At 72.1% G+C, this 13,838-nt stretch carries 12 protein-coding genes; 8 read left to right on the forward strand and 4 right to left on the reverse strand.

Features of this window, described 5'->3' with window-relative positions; genetic code table 11:
• The 4 genes from SYYSPA8_RS10450 to SYYSPA8_RS10465 all read left to right on the forward strand — a co-directional run bounded on the left by SYYSPA8_RS10450 (position 1) and on the right by SYYSPA8_RS10465 (position 3,537).
• Entirely contained in the window at positions 1–918 is a 918-nt protein-coding gene (locus tag SYYSPA8_RS10450; protein ID WP_323446751.1) for a F0F1 ATP synthase subunit gamma, read from the forward strand.
• Positions 918–2,360, forward strand: coding sequence for a F0F1 ATP synthase subunit beta (gene atpD, locus SYYSPA8_RS10455; RefSeq protein WP_323446752.1), 1,443 nt, complete (start codon positions 918–920; stop codon positions 2,358–2,360). Before SYYSPA8_RS10450 ends, atpD begins: the two co-directional genes overlap by 1 nt.
• Before the next feature lie 197 nt (positions 2,361–2,557).
• On the forward strand, positions 2,558–2,941 hold the full coding sequence (locus SYYSPA8_RS10460; RefSeq protein WP_323446753.1) for a F0F1 ATP synthase subunit epsilon: 384 nt from the start codon (positions 2,558–2,560) through the stop codon (positions 2,939–2,941).
• Positions 2,942–3,075: 134 nt separating this feature from the next.
• On the forward strand, positions 3,076–3,537 hold the full coding sequence (locus SYYSPA8_RS10465) for a DUF2550 domain-containing protein (protein WP_323446925.1): 462 nt from the start codon (positions 3,076–3,078) through the stop codon (positions 3,535–3,537).
• A 198-nt stretch (positions 3,538–3,735) separates the two neighbouring features.
• Here the strand turns inward: SYYSPA8_RS10465 and SYYSPA8_RS10470 are convergent, their stop codons facing one another.
• The 3 genes from SYYSPA8_RS10470 to SYYSPA8_RS10480 all read right to left on the reverse strand — a co-directional run bounded on the left by SYYSPA8_RS10470 (position 3,736) and on the right by SYYSPA8_RS10480 (position 7,711).
• The gene (locus SYYSPA8_RS10470) at positions 3,736–5,487 is read right to left on the reverse strand and encodes a glycoside hydrolase family 18 chitinase (protein ID WP_323446926.1); all 1,752 of its coding nucleotides are present in this window, start codon (positions 5,485–5,487) and stop codon (positions 3,736–3,738) included.
• A 356-nt stretch (positions 5,488–5,843) separates the two neighbouring features.
• Positions 5,844–6,512, reverse strand: coding sequence for a response regulator transcription factor (locus SYYSPA8_RS10475; RefSeq protein ID WP_323446754.1), 669 nt, complete (start codon positions 6,510–6,512; stop codon positions 5,844–5,846).
• Positions 6,509–7,711, reverse strand: a complete 1,203-nt coding sequence (locus SYYSPA8_RS10480) for a sensor histidine kinase (protein ID WP_323446755.1) — start codon at positions 7,709–7,711, stop codon at positions 6,509–6,511. Before SYYSPA8_RS10480 ends, SYYSPA8_RS10475 begins: the two co-directional genes overlap by 4 nt.
• Before the next feature lie 201 nt (positions 7,712–7,912).
• Between SYYSPA8_RS10480 and SYYSPA8_RS10485 the strand changes: the two genes are divergently transcribed.
• Complete coding sequence (locus SYYSPA8_RS10485; protein ID WP_323446756.1) at positions 7,913–8,497, forward strand: hypothetical protein; 585 nt, start codon at positions 7,913–7,915, stop codon at positions 8,495–8,497.
• A gap of 31 nt (positions 8,498–8,528) precedes the next feature.
• Here the strand turns inward: SYYSPA8_RS10485 and SYYSPA8_RS10490 are convergent, their stop codons facing one another.
• Positions 8,529–9,101, reverse strand: coding sequence for a cob(I)yrinic acid a,c-diamide adenosyltransferase (locus SYYSPA8_RS10490; protein ID WP_323446757.1), 573 nt, complete (start codon positions 9,099–9,101; stop codon positions 8,529–8,531).
• A gap of 171 nt (positions 9,102–9,272) precedes the next feature.
• Between SYYSPA8_RS10490 and SYYSPA8_RS10495 the strand changes: the two genes are divergently transcribed.
• From SYYSPA8_RS10495 to SYYSPA8_RS10505, 3 genes are all read left to right on the forward strand, one after another.
• Positions 9,273–10,121: a 3-hydroxyacyl-CoA dehydrogenase family protein gene (locus SYYSPA8_RS10495; RefSeq protein WP_323446758.1), complete on the forward strand. Its 849-nt coding sequence runs from the start codon at positions 9,273–9,275 to the stop codon at positions 10,119–10,121.
• Between the two features lie 250 nt (positions 10,122–10,371).
• Positions 10,372–10,695, forward strand: a complete 324-nt coding sequence (locus tag SYYSPA8_RS10500) for an STAS domain-containing protein (RefSeq protein WP_153484418.1) — start codon at positions 10,372–10,374, stop codon at positions 10,693–10,695.
• A gap of 540 nt (positions 10,696–11,235) precedes the next feature.
• Entirely contained in the window at positions 11,236–13,773 is a 2,538-nt protein-coding gene (locus SYYSPA8_RS10505; protein ID WP_323446759.1) for an ATP-binding protein, read from the forward strand.
• Positions 13,774–13,838: the final 65 nt, after the last annotated feature.

Consider the following 13,838-nt stretch of genomic DNA (forward strand, 5'->3'; position numbering starts at 1 on the left):
ATGGGAGCGCAGCTCCGGGTCTACAAGCGTCGCATCCGGTCCGTCACCGCGACGAAGAAGATCACCAAGGCGATGGAGATGATCGCCGCCTCGCGCATCGTCAAGGCGCAGCGCAAGGTGGCGGCCTCCACGCCGTACGCGACCGAGCTCACGCGCGCGGTCACGGCGGTGGCGACCGGATCGAACACCAAGCACCCCCTGACCACGGAGGCGGAGAACCCGGCCCGTGCCGCGGTGCTGCTCATCACGAGCGACCGCGGTCTGGCCGGCGGCTACTCCTCCAACGCCATCAAGGCGGCGGACAAGCTCACGCAGCGGCTCCGCGGCGAGGGCAAGGAGGTCGACACGTTCATCGTCGGCCGCAAGGGTGTCGCCTACTACGGCTTCCGTGAGCTGAAGGTCACGGACTCGTGGACCGGGTTCACGGACAGCCCGGACTACGCGGACGCCAAGAAGGTCGCCGCCCCGCTCATCGAGGCCGTCCGCAAGGACACCTCGGAGGGTGGAGTCGACGAGCTGCACATCGTCTTCACGGAGTTCGTGTCGATGATGACGCAGACGCCGGTCGACAACCGGATGCTGCCGCTCAGCCTTGAGAAGGCGACGGAGGAGAACACGGCCAAGGGCGAGATCCTGCCGCTGTTCGACTTCGAGCCGTCGGCGGAGGACGTCCTCGACGCCCTGCTGCCGCGCTATGTCGAGAGCCGGGTCTACAACGCCCTGCTGCAGGCCGCCGCCTCCGAGCACGCGGCCCGCCGCCGGGCGATGAAGTCGGCGACCGACAATGCGGGAGACCTGATCAATTCGCTCTCCCGACTTGCCAACGCGGCCCGCCAGGCCGAAATCACCCAGGAAATCAGCGAGATCGTCGGTGGCTCGAGTGCCCTGGCCGACGCGACCGCGGGGAGTGACAAGTAATGACCACCTCTGTTGAGACGGCCACTGCCACGGGCCGCGTCGCCCGGGTCATCGGCCCGGTCGTCGACGTGGAGTTCCCCGTCGACGCGATGCCGGAAATCTACAACGCGCTGCACGTCGAGGTCGCGGACCCCGCCGAGGAAGGCGCCCTCAAGACGCTGACCCTCGAAGTGGCCCAGCACCTGGGTGACGGCGTCGTCCGTACCATCTCGATGCAGCCCACCGACGGTCTGGTCCGCCAGGCCCCGGTGACCGACACGGGCAAGGGCATCACCGTCCCGGTCGGCGACTTCACCAAGGGCAAGGTGTTCAACACCCTCGGCGAGGTGCTGAACCACCCCGAGGCGAACAACGAGAAGACCGAGCGCTGGGCGATCCACCGCAAGGCTCCGGCGTTCGACCAGCTCGAGTCGAAGACCGAGATGTTCGAGACCGGCCTGAAGGTCGTCGACCTTCTCACCCCGTACGTCAAGGGTGGAAAGATCGGTCTGTTCGGTGGTGCCGGTGTCGGCAAGACCGTGCTGATCCAGGAAATGATCATGCGTGTCGCCAACCTCCACGAAGGCGTGTCCGTCTTCGCGGGTGTCGGTGAGCGTACGCGTGAGGGCAACGACCTCATCGACGAGATGGAAGAGTCGGGCGTTCTGGAGAAGACCGCCCTGGTCTTCGGCCAGATGGACGAGCCCCCGGGGACCCGTCTGCGGGTCGCCCTGGCCGGTCTGACCATGGCGGAGTACTTCCGCGATGTGCAGAAGCAGGACGTGCTCTTCTTCATCGACAACATCTTCCGGTTCACCCAGGCCGGTTCCGAGGTGTCCACCCTGCTCGGCCGTATGCCGTCCGCGGTGGGTTACCAGCCGAACCTGGCGGACGAGATGGGTCTGCTCCAGGAGCGCATCACGTCGACCCGCGGTCACTCGATCACCTCGATGCAGGCGATCTACGTCCCCGCGGACGACCTGACCGACCCGGCCCCGGCCACCACCTTCGCCCACCTCGACGCGACGACGGTGCTCTCCCGTCCGATCTCGGAGAAGGGCATCTACCCGGCCGTGGACCCGCTGGACTCCACGTCCCGGATCCTGGACCCCCGCTACATCGCGGCGGACCACTACCAGGCCGCGATGCGCGTCAAGGGGATCCTGCAGAAGTACAAGGACCTCCAGGACATCATCGCGATCCTCGGTATCGACGAGCTGGGCGAGGAGGACAAGCTCGTCGTCCACCGTGCCCGCCGTGTCGAGCGCTTCCTGTCCCAGAACACCCACGCGGCGAAGCAGTTCACCGGTGTGGACGGTTCGGACGTGCCGCTCGACGAGTCGATCTCCGCGTTCAACGCGATCTGCGACGGCGAGTACGACCACTTCCCGGAGCAGGCGTTCTTCATGTGCGGTGGTCTTGAGGACCTCAAGAAGAATGCCAAGGAGCTCGGCGTCTCCTGAGGCAGCTGACTCATGACGGAGGGGGCGGGTTCCGTCCCGCCCCCTCCGTACGCCCGCCCCTCTTCCGGGGGCCACCCCCGGATTTCCCGGCCGTGACAGGCCGGGGCGGGGTCCGGACGCCCCGGCGCCCGGAGCCCCATTAGACTTTGACCCAACACCCGGCGTCTGTGCCGGGTGGTGACCCGAGGAGCCCACCCTTGGCTGCTGAGCTGCATGTCGAGCTGGTCGCCGCCGACCGCCAGGTCTGGTCCGGCGAGGCCACCCTGGTCGTCGCGCGCACCGCGTCCGGCGACATCGGTGTCATGCCCGGTCACCAGCCGCTGCTCGGTGTGCTGGAGTCGGGCCCGGTGACCATCCGTACCAGTACCCCGGAGGGGGCCGGCACGGTCGTCGCCGCCGTGCACGGCGGATTCATCTCCTTCGCCGACAACAAGCTGTCGCTGCTGGCGGAGATCGCCGAGCTGGCGGACGAGATCGACGCCCAGCGTGCCGAGCGCGCGCTGGAGCGTGCCCGGTCGGAGTCGGACGGCGCGGCCGAGCGCCGCGCCGAGGTCCGGCTGCACGCGGTGGCGGTGCACTGAGCACCCCACCCACAGGCGTCACCCTCAGCCGCGGCCCGGACTGGACCCCTCCAGACCCGGGCCGCGGCTGAGGCAATGCAGGTGCGGCATGGTTCGCGGTCAAGAACGAGGACGAGGCGAGGAGGTCGGTGAAGATGTTCCTCGCGGTGCTTGTGAGCGTCCTGGCGCTGGTTGCCCTGGTGGGGATCGGGCTGTTCGTCTTCGGACTGCGCAGACGGCTGATCCAGCGCTCGGGCGGCACCTTCGACTGCTCGCTGCGGTGGAACGTCCCCGAGGAGCCGGAGTCGGCGGGCCCTCCCACCGGCAAGGGCTGGGTGTACGGGGTCGCCCGGTACAGCGGCGACCGCATCATGTGGTTCCGGGTCTTCTCGTACGCGCCCCGGCCGCGCCGGGTGCTGGAGCGTTCCGCCATCGAGGTCATCGGCCGGCGCACCCCCGAGGGCGAGGAGGAGCTGGCCCTGCTCTCCGACGCCGTGGTGCTGGGCTGTCTGCACCGGGGGGTCCGCTGTGAGCTGGCGATGAGCGAGGACGCGCTCACCGGCTTCCTCGCCTGGCTGGAGGCCGCGCCTCCGGGCCAGCGGGTGAACGTCGCCTGATCCGGCCCGCTCCCTACCCACTTTTCCGGCCCCCTGACCCCTCGTGACCTGGGGTACGGGGGCTTCGTGCCGCCCTGCCCGGTGCTGCCGTATCCCGTATCCCGTATCCCGTGTCGCGGGCAACGGGAAAGGGGCCGGGGATCACTCCCCGGCCCCCCGCGCAGTGCGGTGCCCGATCGGTCTTCCTAGCGGCTGGTGCTAGTTGAGACCGTTGTTGATCGCCGTGGTCAGCTCACCATTGCTGGTGTCACCGCTGGCGTCCCAGGCGAAGGCTCCACCCAGGCCCTGTGCCTTGGCCCAGGCCATCTTGGCCGTGATGGTCGCCGGGGTGTCGTAGCCCCACCAGTTGCTGCCGCACTTGGCGTAGGCGGTGCCACCGACGGTTCCCGTCGCCGGGCAGGTGTTCTTCAGGACCTTGTAGTCCTCGAAGCCGGGCTCATAGGTGCCCTGGGCCGGGCCGGTGGCGGTGCCGCCCGGTGCGGTCTGGGTGACACCCGTCCAGCCGCGGCCGTAGTAGCCGATGCCGAGGAGCAGCTTGGCCGCCGGGACACCCTTGGCCCTGAGCTTGTTGATGGCGTCGGCCGAGTTGAAGCCCGCCTGCGGAATGCCGGCGTACGCGTTCAGCGGGGAGTGCGGGGCCGTCGGGCCGGTCCGCGCCCAGGCGCCGAAGAAGTCGTACGTCATCACGTTGTACCAGTCGGTGTACTGGGCGGCTCCCGCGTAGTCCGCACTGTCGATCTTGCCGCCCGCGGAGGCGTCGGCGGTGATGGCGGCGGTCAGCAGGTAGTTGGAACCGACCCGGGTGCGGAACGCCTGCATCATGTTCTTCATGACGGCGGGGCCGCTGGTGTCGCAGGTCAGACCGCAGGCGTTGGGGTACTCCCAGTCCAGGTCGATGCCGTCGAAGACATCGGCCCAGCGCGGGTCCTCCGCCAGGCGGTAGCAGGAGTCGGCGAACGCGGCCGGGTTCTGCATGGCCTGGGTGAAGCCGCCGGACCAGGTCCAGCCGCCGAAGGAGAAGAGGACCTTGATGTGCGGGTGCTTCCGCTTCAGCTCGCGCAGCTGGTTGAAGTTGCCCCGGAGCGGCTGGTCCCAGGTGTCGGCGACGCCGTCCACGGACTGGTCGGCGGTGTACGCCTTCTCGTAGTCGGCGAACTGGTCACCGATGGTGCAGCGGCCGCCCTGGACGTTGCCGAAGGCGTAGTTGATGTGGGTGATCTTCGCGGCGATGCCGGCGGTGTCGAGGTTCTTGACGTGGTAGTTCCGGCCGTAGACGCCCCACTGCGTGAAGTAGATCATCTTCTTGGCGGTCGGGTTCCCCGGGCCGCCCGGCGTGGTGACGGTCAGCGGCTCGCTGGCCGGGCCGAGCTGGTCGACGGTGTCGCGGGCCACGACCGTGTACGTGTACGGGGTGCCGCGAGTCAGACCGGTGTCGGTGTAGGTGAGACCGGTGACCGTGGCGATCGTGGTGCCGTCGCGGACGACGTCGTAGTTCTTGACGCCCTTGTCGTCGGTGGCGGCGCCCCAGCTGATGACGGCGGAGGTTTCGGTCACCGTGCCGGCGGTGGGCGTGCCGGGGGCGGTCGGCAGCGGGTCGACGGGGTCGATGATGCCGTCACAGCTGCCGTTGTTCAGCTTGCAGTTGGACGGGGAGCCGGTGCCGGTCCCGTTGAAGCCGAAGGTGACGGTGGCGCCGGGGGCCAGGGAGCCGGCCCACGGTTTGTTCTTGGCGGTCCAGCGGTTGCCGACGCTGGTGACATCGGCGTCCCAGGCGGAGGTGACCCGCGTGCCGGTGGGGAAGTCCCACTCGACGGTCCAGCCGTTGATCGTGGTGGTACCGGTGTTCTTGACGGTCCACCGCCCCTCGAACCCGCTGCCCCAGTCGGCGGCCTTGGCGTAGGTCGCGGTCGCCGATGTGGCGGCCTGGGCCGGCGTCGCGAGTCCGACCATGGCGGCCAGGGGGAGGACGAGGGCGGTCAGTGCCGCCACGATCCTCGACCGGGTGGAAAGCCGCGCCCAGGGGGTAGGACGACTTCTGGGGGAGTGCAGTGGTGGGGGTTGAGTGCTCACGGGTGCTCCTCGTGGAGGTCCGGACAGTGGGGTGGGACCGGTGCACTGCGCACTCTGCGTGGCTCACCGCAGCGTGTGTTGCGGTGAGAGTAGGAAGGTCTGGACCAATCGTCAATAGGTCCAGACCAAAGGCGGAGAACGGAGTTCCCGATTCCGCGAAATTTCCCGAAGCCGGTCCCTGGTCGGCCCGTCGCCGAGTCCGTACCCGGTCCGTGCATTCCCCCCGGGCCGGTCCGTCAGACACCCAACTCCTGCGCCAGGACGGCCGCTTGTACCCGGCTGCGCAGCTCCAGCTTGTTCAGCAATCGGCTGACGTGCGTCTTCACCGTCGCCTCGGCCATCGACAGACGGCTCGCGATCTCCGCGTTCGACAACCCCTCGCCCAGGGCGGTCAGCACCTCGCGCTCCCGGCGGGTGAGCACGTCCAGCACCTCGGCACCCGGAGCACCGGGTGCGCGCACCGGGCGCGGGGAGGCGAATTCGGCGATCAGCCGGCGGGTCACGGCCGGGGCGATCAGACCCTCGCCGCGGGCGATCGTCCGCACCCCCTCGATCAGATCGGCGGCTTCCGTGTTCTTCAGCAGGAATCCGGCGGCGCCCGCCCGCAGCGCGCCGAAGATGTACTCGTCGAGGTCGAAGGTGGTGAGCACCAGGACATCGGCCAGCTGTTCCGCGACGATCTGACGGGTCGCCGAGACCCCGTCGAGCCGGGGCATCTGAAGGTCCATCAGCACCAGGTCGGGGGCCAGCTCACGGGCGAGCCGCACCGCCTCCTCGCCGTCGCCGGCCTCGCCCACGACCTCGATGTCGGGGGCGCTGCCCAGGATGAGGACGAGTCCCGCCCGTACCGCGCTCTGGTCCTCGGCGACCAGCACCCGAACCGTCCCGGCCCGCTCTGCGGTCATGCTTCCGGCTCCTTGTCGTCCCGGACGGGCAGCACCGCCCGTACGCACCAGATCTTCCCGGGCCCCTCCGGCGGGCCGGGCACCGGGCCCGCGTCCACCTCGCCGTCGAGCAGGGCGACCCGCTCGCGGATGCCGACGAGGCCACTGCCGGAGCCGGGCGCGCGCGGCCCCGAGCGGCTGCCGTACGGGCTGGACACCCGGACGGTCAGGGCGCCGGTCGGGTCCTGCGAGAGAGTCACCCGGACCTCGCCGGGGTCGGCGTGCTTGAGGGCGTTGGTCAGCGACTCCTGCACGATCCGGTACGCCGCCAGCTCCACCGGGGCGGGCATCGGCAGGGCGGTGTCGCGCCGGTCGTCCAGGGCGAAGGCGAGCCCGCTGGCGGTTCCGTTGGTCCGGGCCTGGGCGACCAGCGACTCCAGGCCGGCGAGGGTCGGGGCCGCGACCGGCTCCCGGTCCTCGGAGCTGTCCCGCAGCAGCCCGATGAGCCGGCGCATCTCGGCCAGACCCGCGACGCTGTTCTCCCGGATGACCTTCAGCGCCCGCCCGGTGGTCGCCGGGTCGTCCAGGGAGAGGGCCGCCGTGGAGTGGATGGCGATGGCGGAGAGATGGTTGGCGACCATGTCGTGCAGCTCACGGGCCATCCGCCCGCGTTCGGCGGTGATCGCCTGCACCCGGTCCATCTCGGCCAGCAGCGCGGTCTGCTCGGCCCGCAGCCGGGCCGCGTCGGCGGCGTTGCGGTGGTTGCGGATGATGGCCCCGGTCGCGGCGGGCGCGATGGTGATCATGCCGACGAGCACTCCCAGGAACAGCCCTTCCGGCTCCTGGAGCAGCACCAGCAGGACGGCGGTCGAGGCGACGGTGAACAGCACCGAGCCCACCGGGACCCGCCGGGCGGTGGCGGCCGAGCCGTAGACGACCGCCGCGTACACCGTGTCCGTGAAGACCAGCAACGTGATCAGACTGCCGTGGGTGAAGAGGTCGGCGACGAGCATCAGCGTGCCCACGAGCAGGGTCGTCAGCGGCAGCGGGCGGCGGAATATCGCGGCCGTGCAGATCCCCGCCAGCGGCACCAGGGTCGCCCACGGGGGCAGCGGCGCCTCGCGCTGGACGTAGAGGTCCAGGGACCACAGCAGCACACCACTGAGGAAGGCGGCGACGGCGGCGTACACGTCGTTGCGGTGCGGACGGGGGAGGGTCACCCGTCCATCCAACACGCAGCCGGGCCCCCGGGGCCTCACCGGCCCGGGTGAGCTGCGAGTACATCGAAGGATGCAGTTCTGCTTCCTCACTGCCGACGACGACACGGGCCCACGGGCACGGAAGGCTGTGGGAACGGGGCCGGCCCGGTCGGCCGGGCCGGCAGCGGGGGCAGCACGGGCAGCGAAGAGGGAGAAGAGAGCGTGATCGTCGCACTGATCGTCATCTGCGAGGTCGGCTTCTGGGTGCTGCTCGCGGCCGGACTGGGCGCCCGCTACGGTCTGCGCAGGCCGAAGCTGGGCATGGCCCTGCTGCTCTGCGAGCCGCTGCTGGAGGTCGTCCTGCTGATCGCCACCGCCGTCGACCTGAAGAACGGCGCCGAGCCCAGCTGGCACCACGGCCTCGCCGCGCTCTACATCGGCTACACCGTCGGCCACGGCCACCGCACGGTGAAGTGGCTCGACGGATGGGCCGCCCACCGCTTCGGCGGTGCGCCGCCGCCGAAGCCCGCGCCCACGTACGGGAAGGCGCGCGCGGCGTACGAGGTGAAGCTCTGGCTGGGGACCGCCGTGGGCGCGGCCGTCGCCACCGGACTGCTGACGCTCGCCCTGTGGTACGTGGGCGACCCGGCCCGCTCGGCGCCGCTGAACGGGTGGATGAGCACGGCGTGGAAGGCCGCCGGGATCCATGGCGTGATCGCGCTCAGCTACGTCGTCCGGCCGCGGAAGGCACCTGCCGGGGATCCGGCGGCGGGGGAGCGGAAGCCGGTGCGGGTGGAGCGGCGTTAGTGCCTGCTGCCCGGATGGTGCCGGCGTCGGCTCAGCGCTCGCCGCCGGGCACCCAGAGCACGTCCCCGCGCTCCTTGTTCGCGACCCGCGCCAGGATGAAGAGCAGATCGGACAGGCGGTTGAGGTAGGTCGCCGCCAGCGGGTTCATGCTCTCCCCGTGGACCTCCAGCGCCGCCCACGTGGAGCGCTCCGCCCGGCGGACCACCGTGCACGCCTGGTGCAGCAGGGCGGCGCCCGGTGTGCCGCCCGGGAGGATGAAGCTGCGGAGCTTGTCCAGCCCCTCCAGGAAGAGGTCGCAGTCGGCCTCCAGCCGGTCGATGTACTCCTGCTCCACCCGCAGCGGCGGGTACTGCGGGTTCTCGACCACCGGCGTGCACAGGTCCGCGCCCACGTCGAAGAGGTCGTTCTGGATCCGGCCCAGCACCCCGGCGACGTCCTCGGCCAGATCCCCCAGCGCGAGGGCCGTCCCGATGGCCGCGTTGGCCTCGTTGGCGTCGGCGTACGCGGAGATCCGCAGGTCGGTCTTGGCGGTGCGGCTCATGTCGCCGAGGGCCGTCGTGCCCTGGTCGCCGGTCCGGGTGTAGATGCGCGTCAGATTGACCATGGGGCCAGCGTAGTTTCGTCCCGGCGCCTTCCGCGCCCCGCGGGGCCGATGCCCGGTGTGATGTCCGCCGGACGGAGCGTGACGCGCATCTCCTTGGCCCCACTTGGCGCCCCGGGACCGCTAACCTCCGCCGGAGAGGCGCGTGGTAAACAGTCGTTAAGGGGTGTCGCAGTGGCCAGGAAGCTCGCCGTCATCGGAGCCGGACTGATGGGTTCCGGAATTGCGCAGGTCTCCGCCCGGGCGGGCTGGGACGTGGTCCTGCGCGATGTCACCGACGAGGCACTGACCCGGGGCACCGACGCCATCAGGACCTCCCTCGACCGCTTCGTCGCCAAGGGCACGGTGGAAGCGGCCGACGCCGACGCCGCGTTGGCCCGCATCACCACCACGACCGATCTGGACGCGGTCGCCGACGCGGATGTCGTGGTCGAGGCGGTGTTCGAGAAGCTGGAGGTCAAGCACGAGATCTTCCGCGCGCTCGACGGCCTCGTCCGGGACGACGCGGTCCTCGCCTCCAACACCTCCGCCATCCCGATCACCAAGATCGCCGCCGTCACCTCCCGCCCCGAGCGGGTCGTCGGCGCGCACTTCTTCTCGCCGGTCCCGATGATGGGCCTGTGCGAGCTGGTACGGGGGTACAAGACCAGCGACGAAACCCTCGCCACGATCCGGGAGTTCGCCGAGTCCGTCGGCAAGACCTGTATCGTCGTCAACCGTGACGTCGCGGGTTTTGTCACCACCCGGCTCATCTCGGCGCTGGTGGTGGAGGCGGCGAAGCTGTACGAATCGGGTGTGGCGTCCGCCGAGGACATCGACATCGCCTGCAAGCTGGGCTTCGGCCACGCCATGGGGCCGCTGGCCACCGCCGATCTCACCGGTGTGGACATCCTGCTCCACGCCACCGGCAACATCTACACCGAGTCGCAGGACGAGAAGTTCGCGCCGCCGGAGCTGATGCGCCGGATGGTCGACGCCGGTGACATCGGCCGCAAGAGCGGGCAGGGGTTCTACAGCTACTGAGCGGCGGCCTGCCGACGCCGCCGCGCTGTCACCGCCGGGGTCACTCCCAGGAGTGAATTCGGTATCGCTTCGCTTACCAGCGGAAACTGCTCCCCTGTACGGGGCGTCAGGGGAAGCGTCCCGTCAGGGAGACGTAAGGGAACGCAGGAGCGGCAAGGAGAGGCAAGGAGAGCAGCCCGGCGGGTCGGGGGGACGCGCCGGAGCTGCCTCGACGACATGTCCACAGGGGCACCGGCACTCGGGAGCGCATATGCACATCAGGGGCGACCACGCCGAGCTGGTCGTCGGGGGCCGCCTCGACGTCCGCAGCGCGGCGGACGCCCGTACGGTCCTGCACTCGGCGGTCGACGACGGAGACGGCGATCTGGTGCTCGACCTGACCGGTCTCGACTCCTGGGACGCCACCGGGCTCGGGGTCATCATGGGTGCCCACCGCCGGGCCGGCCGGTGCGGCAGACGACTCGTCCTGCGCGGGGTGCCGCCGCAGATGCAGCGGCTTCTGGTGGCGACCCGGCTGCACCGGATCCTCGCGATCGAGGGCGGGCTCGCGGCGGAATCACTGCCCCGGGTCTGAACCGGCTCCGAACGGGCTCCGAACCGGCTCCGAACGGGCTCCGAACCGGCTCCGAATCGGGTCCGACGCCCGCGGCCGCGCGGGCACACCGGCGTTACGGCCCGGACCGCACCGGCCGGGGCCGCGCACGCCACCGCACCACGGGCACAACACACACAGCACACAGGGCACACGGCCCCGGGAACCGGCCCGCACCCGCCGGCCCGGGGCCGGCCCGCGTACCGGCCCCCCGGGGAACAGCGGGCCCGGGCGGAAGGCCCCGTACCGTTCTCACCAAGCTGTGACCTCACCGGCAGGCGGCACCCCGCCCCCGTCGGGATACCCTGCTGACATCTGGGGTTCGATCGCCGGCCGGCGCGCGGAACACCCCGGGGCCCCGGCCACCGCCGCGCCCCGTGTCCCGCCCGGCCAGGTGGCACCGGAGCGACAGCCGGGCGTGCCAGGGAACCGGAAGGGCCTTCGCGCACGGCCCTGTCCCGAACCCCCGACGGACCGACAGGCACGGAGAACAGTGCGCAGGCACCTGGGGGGCTTTGCACCATGGACCACGACAGCACCGGCGAGGACACCGGAGCCGTGCGCCCGCCACGCGACCCCAAGGCGCCCGGCTCCGACCGGCCCGCGCCCGTCCGTACCGTACGGCTGCTCACCGGCGACTTCCTCCTCACCGTCAACCCCGTCGACGGCAGCGAGATAGAGGCCCTCCCGCCCGGCGGCGCCGGCCGCGCCGGACTCTCCGCCGAGACCCCGAGGCGCACCCCCGAACAGCGCGCCGTCCACGAGCGCGCCGGCCGCCCGCCCGTACCGCCGGGACCCGCCGCCCCCCGTACGCGCCTGCTGGGCCGCGACGACGAGCGCGAACGGATCGCCCGGCTCCTCGCCCAGGGCCGCTCCCTGCGCGTCACCGGCCCCCGGGGCTCCGGCCGCACCGCCCTCCTCGAAGCGGTCGCCGCCGACTGCGCCGACCTCGCGCCCGACGGCGTCATACGGCTGAACGGCCATCACCGGGGCCCCGCCGACCTGCTCCACGACCTCTTCACCGCCGTCCACGACACCCCCCGCCACCGGCCCGACCGGGACACGCTGCTCGCCGCCGTCGCCGGGATCGGGGCCGTCGTCGTCCTGGACGACCTGGAGTTCGGCGGCAGCGCGCTCGACGAGTTCCTGGCCGCCGCGCCCGAGTGCGCCTTCCTGCTGGCCGCCACCGCCGACACCGCCGGCACCTCCCATGCTCCGGAAACACCGCCGTCGTCGCAGCTGACCGAGGTCGCCCTGCCCGGCCTCGACCGCACCACCTCGCTGGAGCTGCTGCGGCAGGCCGCGGGCCGCCCGCTCGCCGAGGACGAGACCACCTGGGCCGGCGACCTCTGGTTCGAGTCGGACGGCCTGCCCCTGCGCTTCGTCCAGGCCGGCGCCCTGCTGCGGCAGGCGGACGAACTGCGCGAACAACTCCGCGACGACCCCGAGTCCTTCGACGCCTTCGCACCCCCGGAGGGCATCGACGGCACCGAGGTACCGCTGCCGACGCTCGGTCAGGGCGCGGCGCCCGCGCCGCTGCTCGCCTCCCGTCTCGGCGACTCCGCCCGCAAGGCCCTGCGCTTCGCCGTCGCCCTCGGCGGGGAGGTGCCGCACCAGGCGCACCTGCCCGCGCTGACCGGCGACACCCACGCCGACAGCGCCATCGGCGAACTCCTCGGCTGCGGACTGATCTCCCCGGCCGGCTGCTGCTACCGGCTGGCCGCGGGGGTGCTGATCCAGCTCAGGGAGAAGGGGTACGGGGACGACTCCGACACCCGCGCCCAGACCGCCGCCCAGCACTACACCTGGTGGACCGGACACCCCTCCGTCAGCCCCGAACGGGCCGCCGCCGAAGCGGACGCCGTCGTCGCCGCGCTCACCGCCCTGGTGGCCGGCCGGGACCCCGGGCACGCCAGCGCCGCCGTCCTGCTCGCCCGCAGCGCCGCCCCCGCCCTCGCCGCCGGGCTGCACTGGGGCGCGTGGGAGCGGGTGCTGCGCGCGGGCAGCGAGGCCGCCAGGAACGCGGGCGAGGTGGCCGAGGAGGCCTACTTCCACCACGAGCTGGGGATCCTCGCGCTCTGCACCGGCCGTCTCGACCGGGCCAGGACCGAGCTGGAGACCTCCATCGGGATGCGCGGCGCGCTCGCCGACCGGATCGGCACCGTGGTGGGCCGCCGTGCGCTCGCCCTGGTCGAGGACCGCGAGAACGGGCTGGTGCCCGGGGCGCCCGCGCCGACCCCGGCCCTGGCCCTGGAGCCGCCCGGGCCGCGCCCCGAGGTGGGCCCCGCCCCCCGGCCGCTCGCCCTGCCCCCGGGCCCGGGCGCGGCCGCCACCACCGCTCTCGGGGGCGGCACCCGGCCCCTGCCGGTGGTGGCGTCCGGGACGGTGACGGTACCGGTGACGCTCTCCGGGACGGCGGCGCCGGACAAGCGGCGCCGGGGCGCGGGGATGAGCCACCGTACGATGCTGGGCACCCGCCGCAATCTCGTCGCGGTCGGCGCGGCCGCCGTGCTCGCCGTCGTCGTCGGCACCGTCGTCGCCATCGTCCCGGCCTCGCAGGGCGACGACCCCAAGGGCGGCACGGTCCGCGAGAACGGCGCGTCGGTGGAGGAGGAGCCCACCGGCGACCCCGGCTTCGACGACGTCACGGACGACGGCGGGCAGACGCGGCCCGGTGTTCCCGGTACGCCGGCGTGGCGGACCGGGGGCGCGACGACCGCGCCCGGCGGCAGCGCCTCCCCGTCCACGGGCGGCCCGTCCGGCCCTCCCGTGGAGTCGCCCGCCGGGAGCCCGTCGGGGCCGGCGCAGCCCGTGCCGTCCGGTCCTTCGACGGGGCCGAGCACCCCGCCGGAGCCGCCCGGGCCGACCTCCTCGGGGCGCCCGCCGACCTCCCCTCCGCCGTCTCCGCAGCCGCCCACCTCGCAGCCGCCGACCTCCGAGCCCTCCACCGCGCCGCCGACGCCGACCACGCCGTCGACGCCGCCGGACACCGGACAGGCCGGCGGCGGCGACGGCGGCCCCGGGGACCCGGGCGCACCCGACAAGCCGGGCAGGCCCTAGGGTCAGACAGGCCCTAGTACCGGCACCGACGGCTGCGGCCCCGGGGATCCGCTCCCCGGGGCCGC

Origin of the sequence: Streptomyces yaizuensis, assembly GCF_034961445.1 — a bacterium.
Taxonomy (GTDB): Bacteria; Actinomycetota; Actinomycetes; order Streptomycetales; family Streptomycetaceae; genus Streptomyces; species Streptomyces yaizuensis.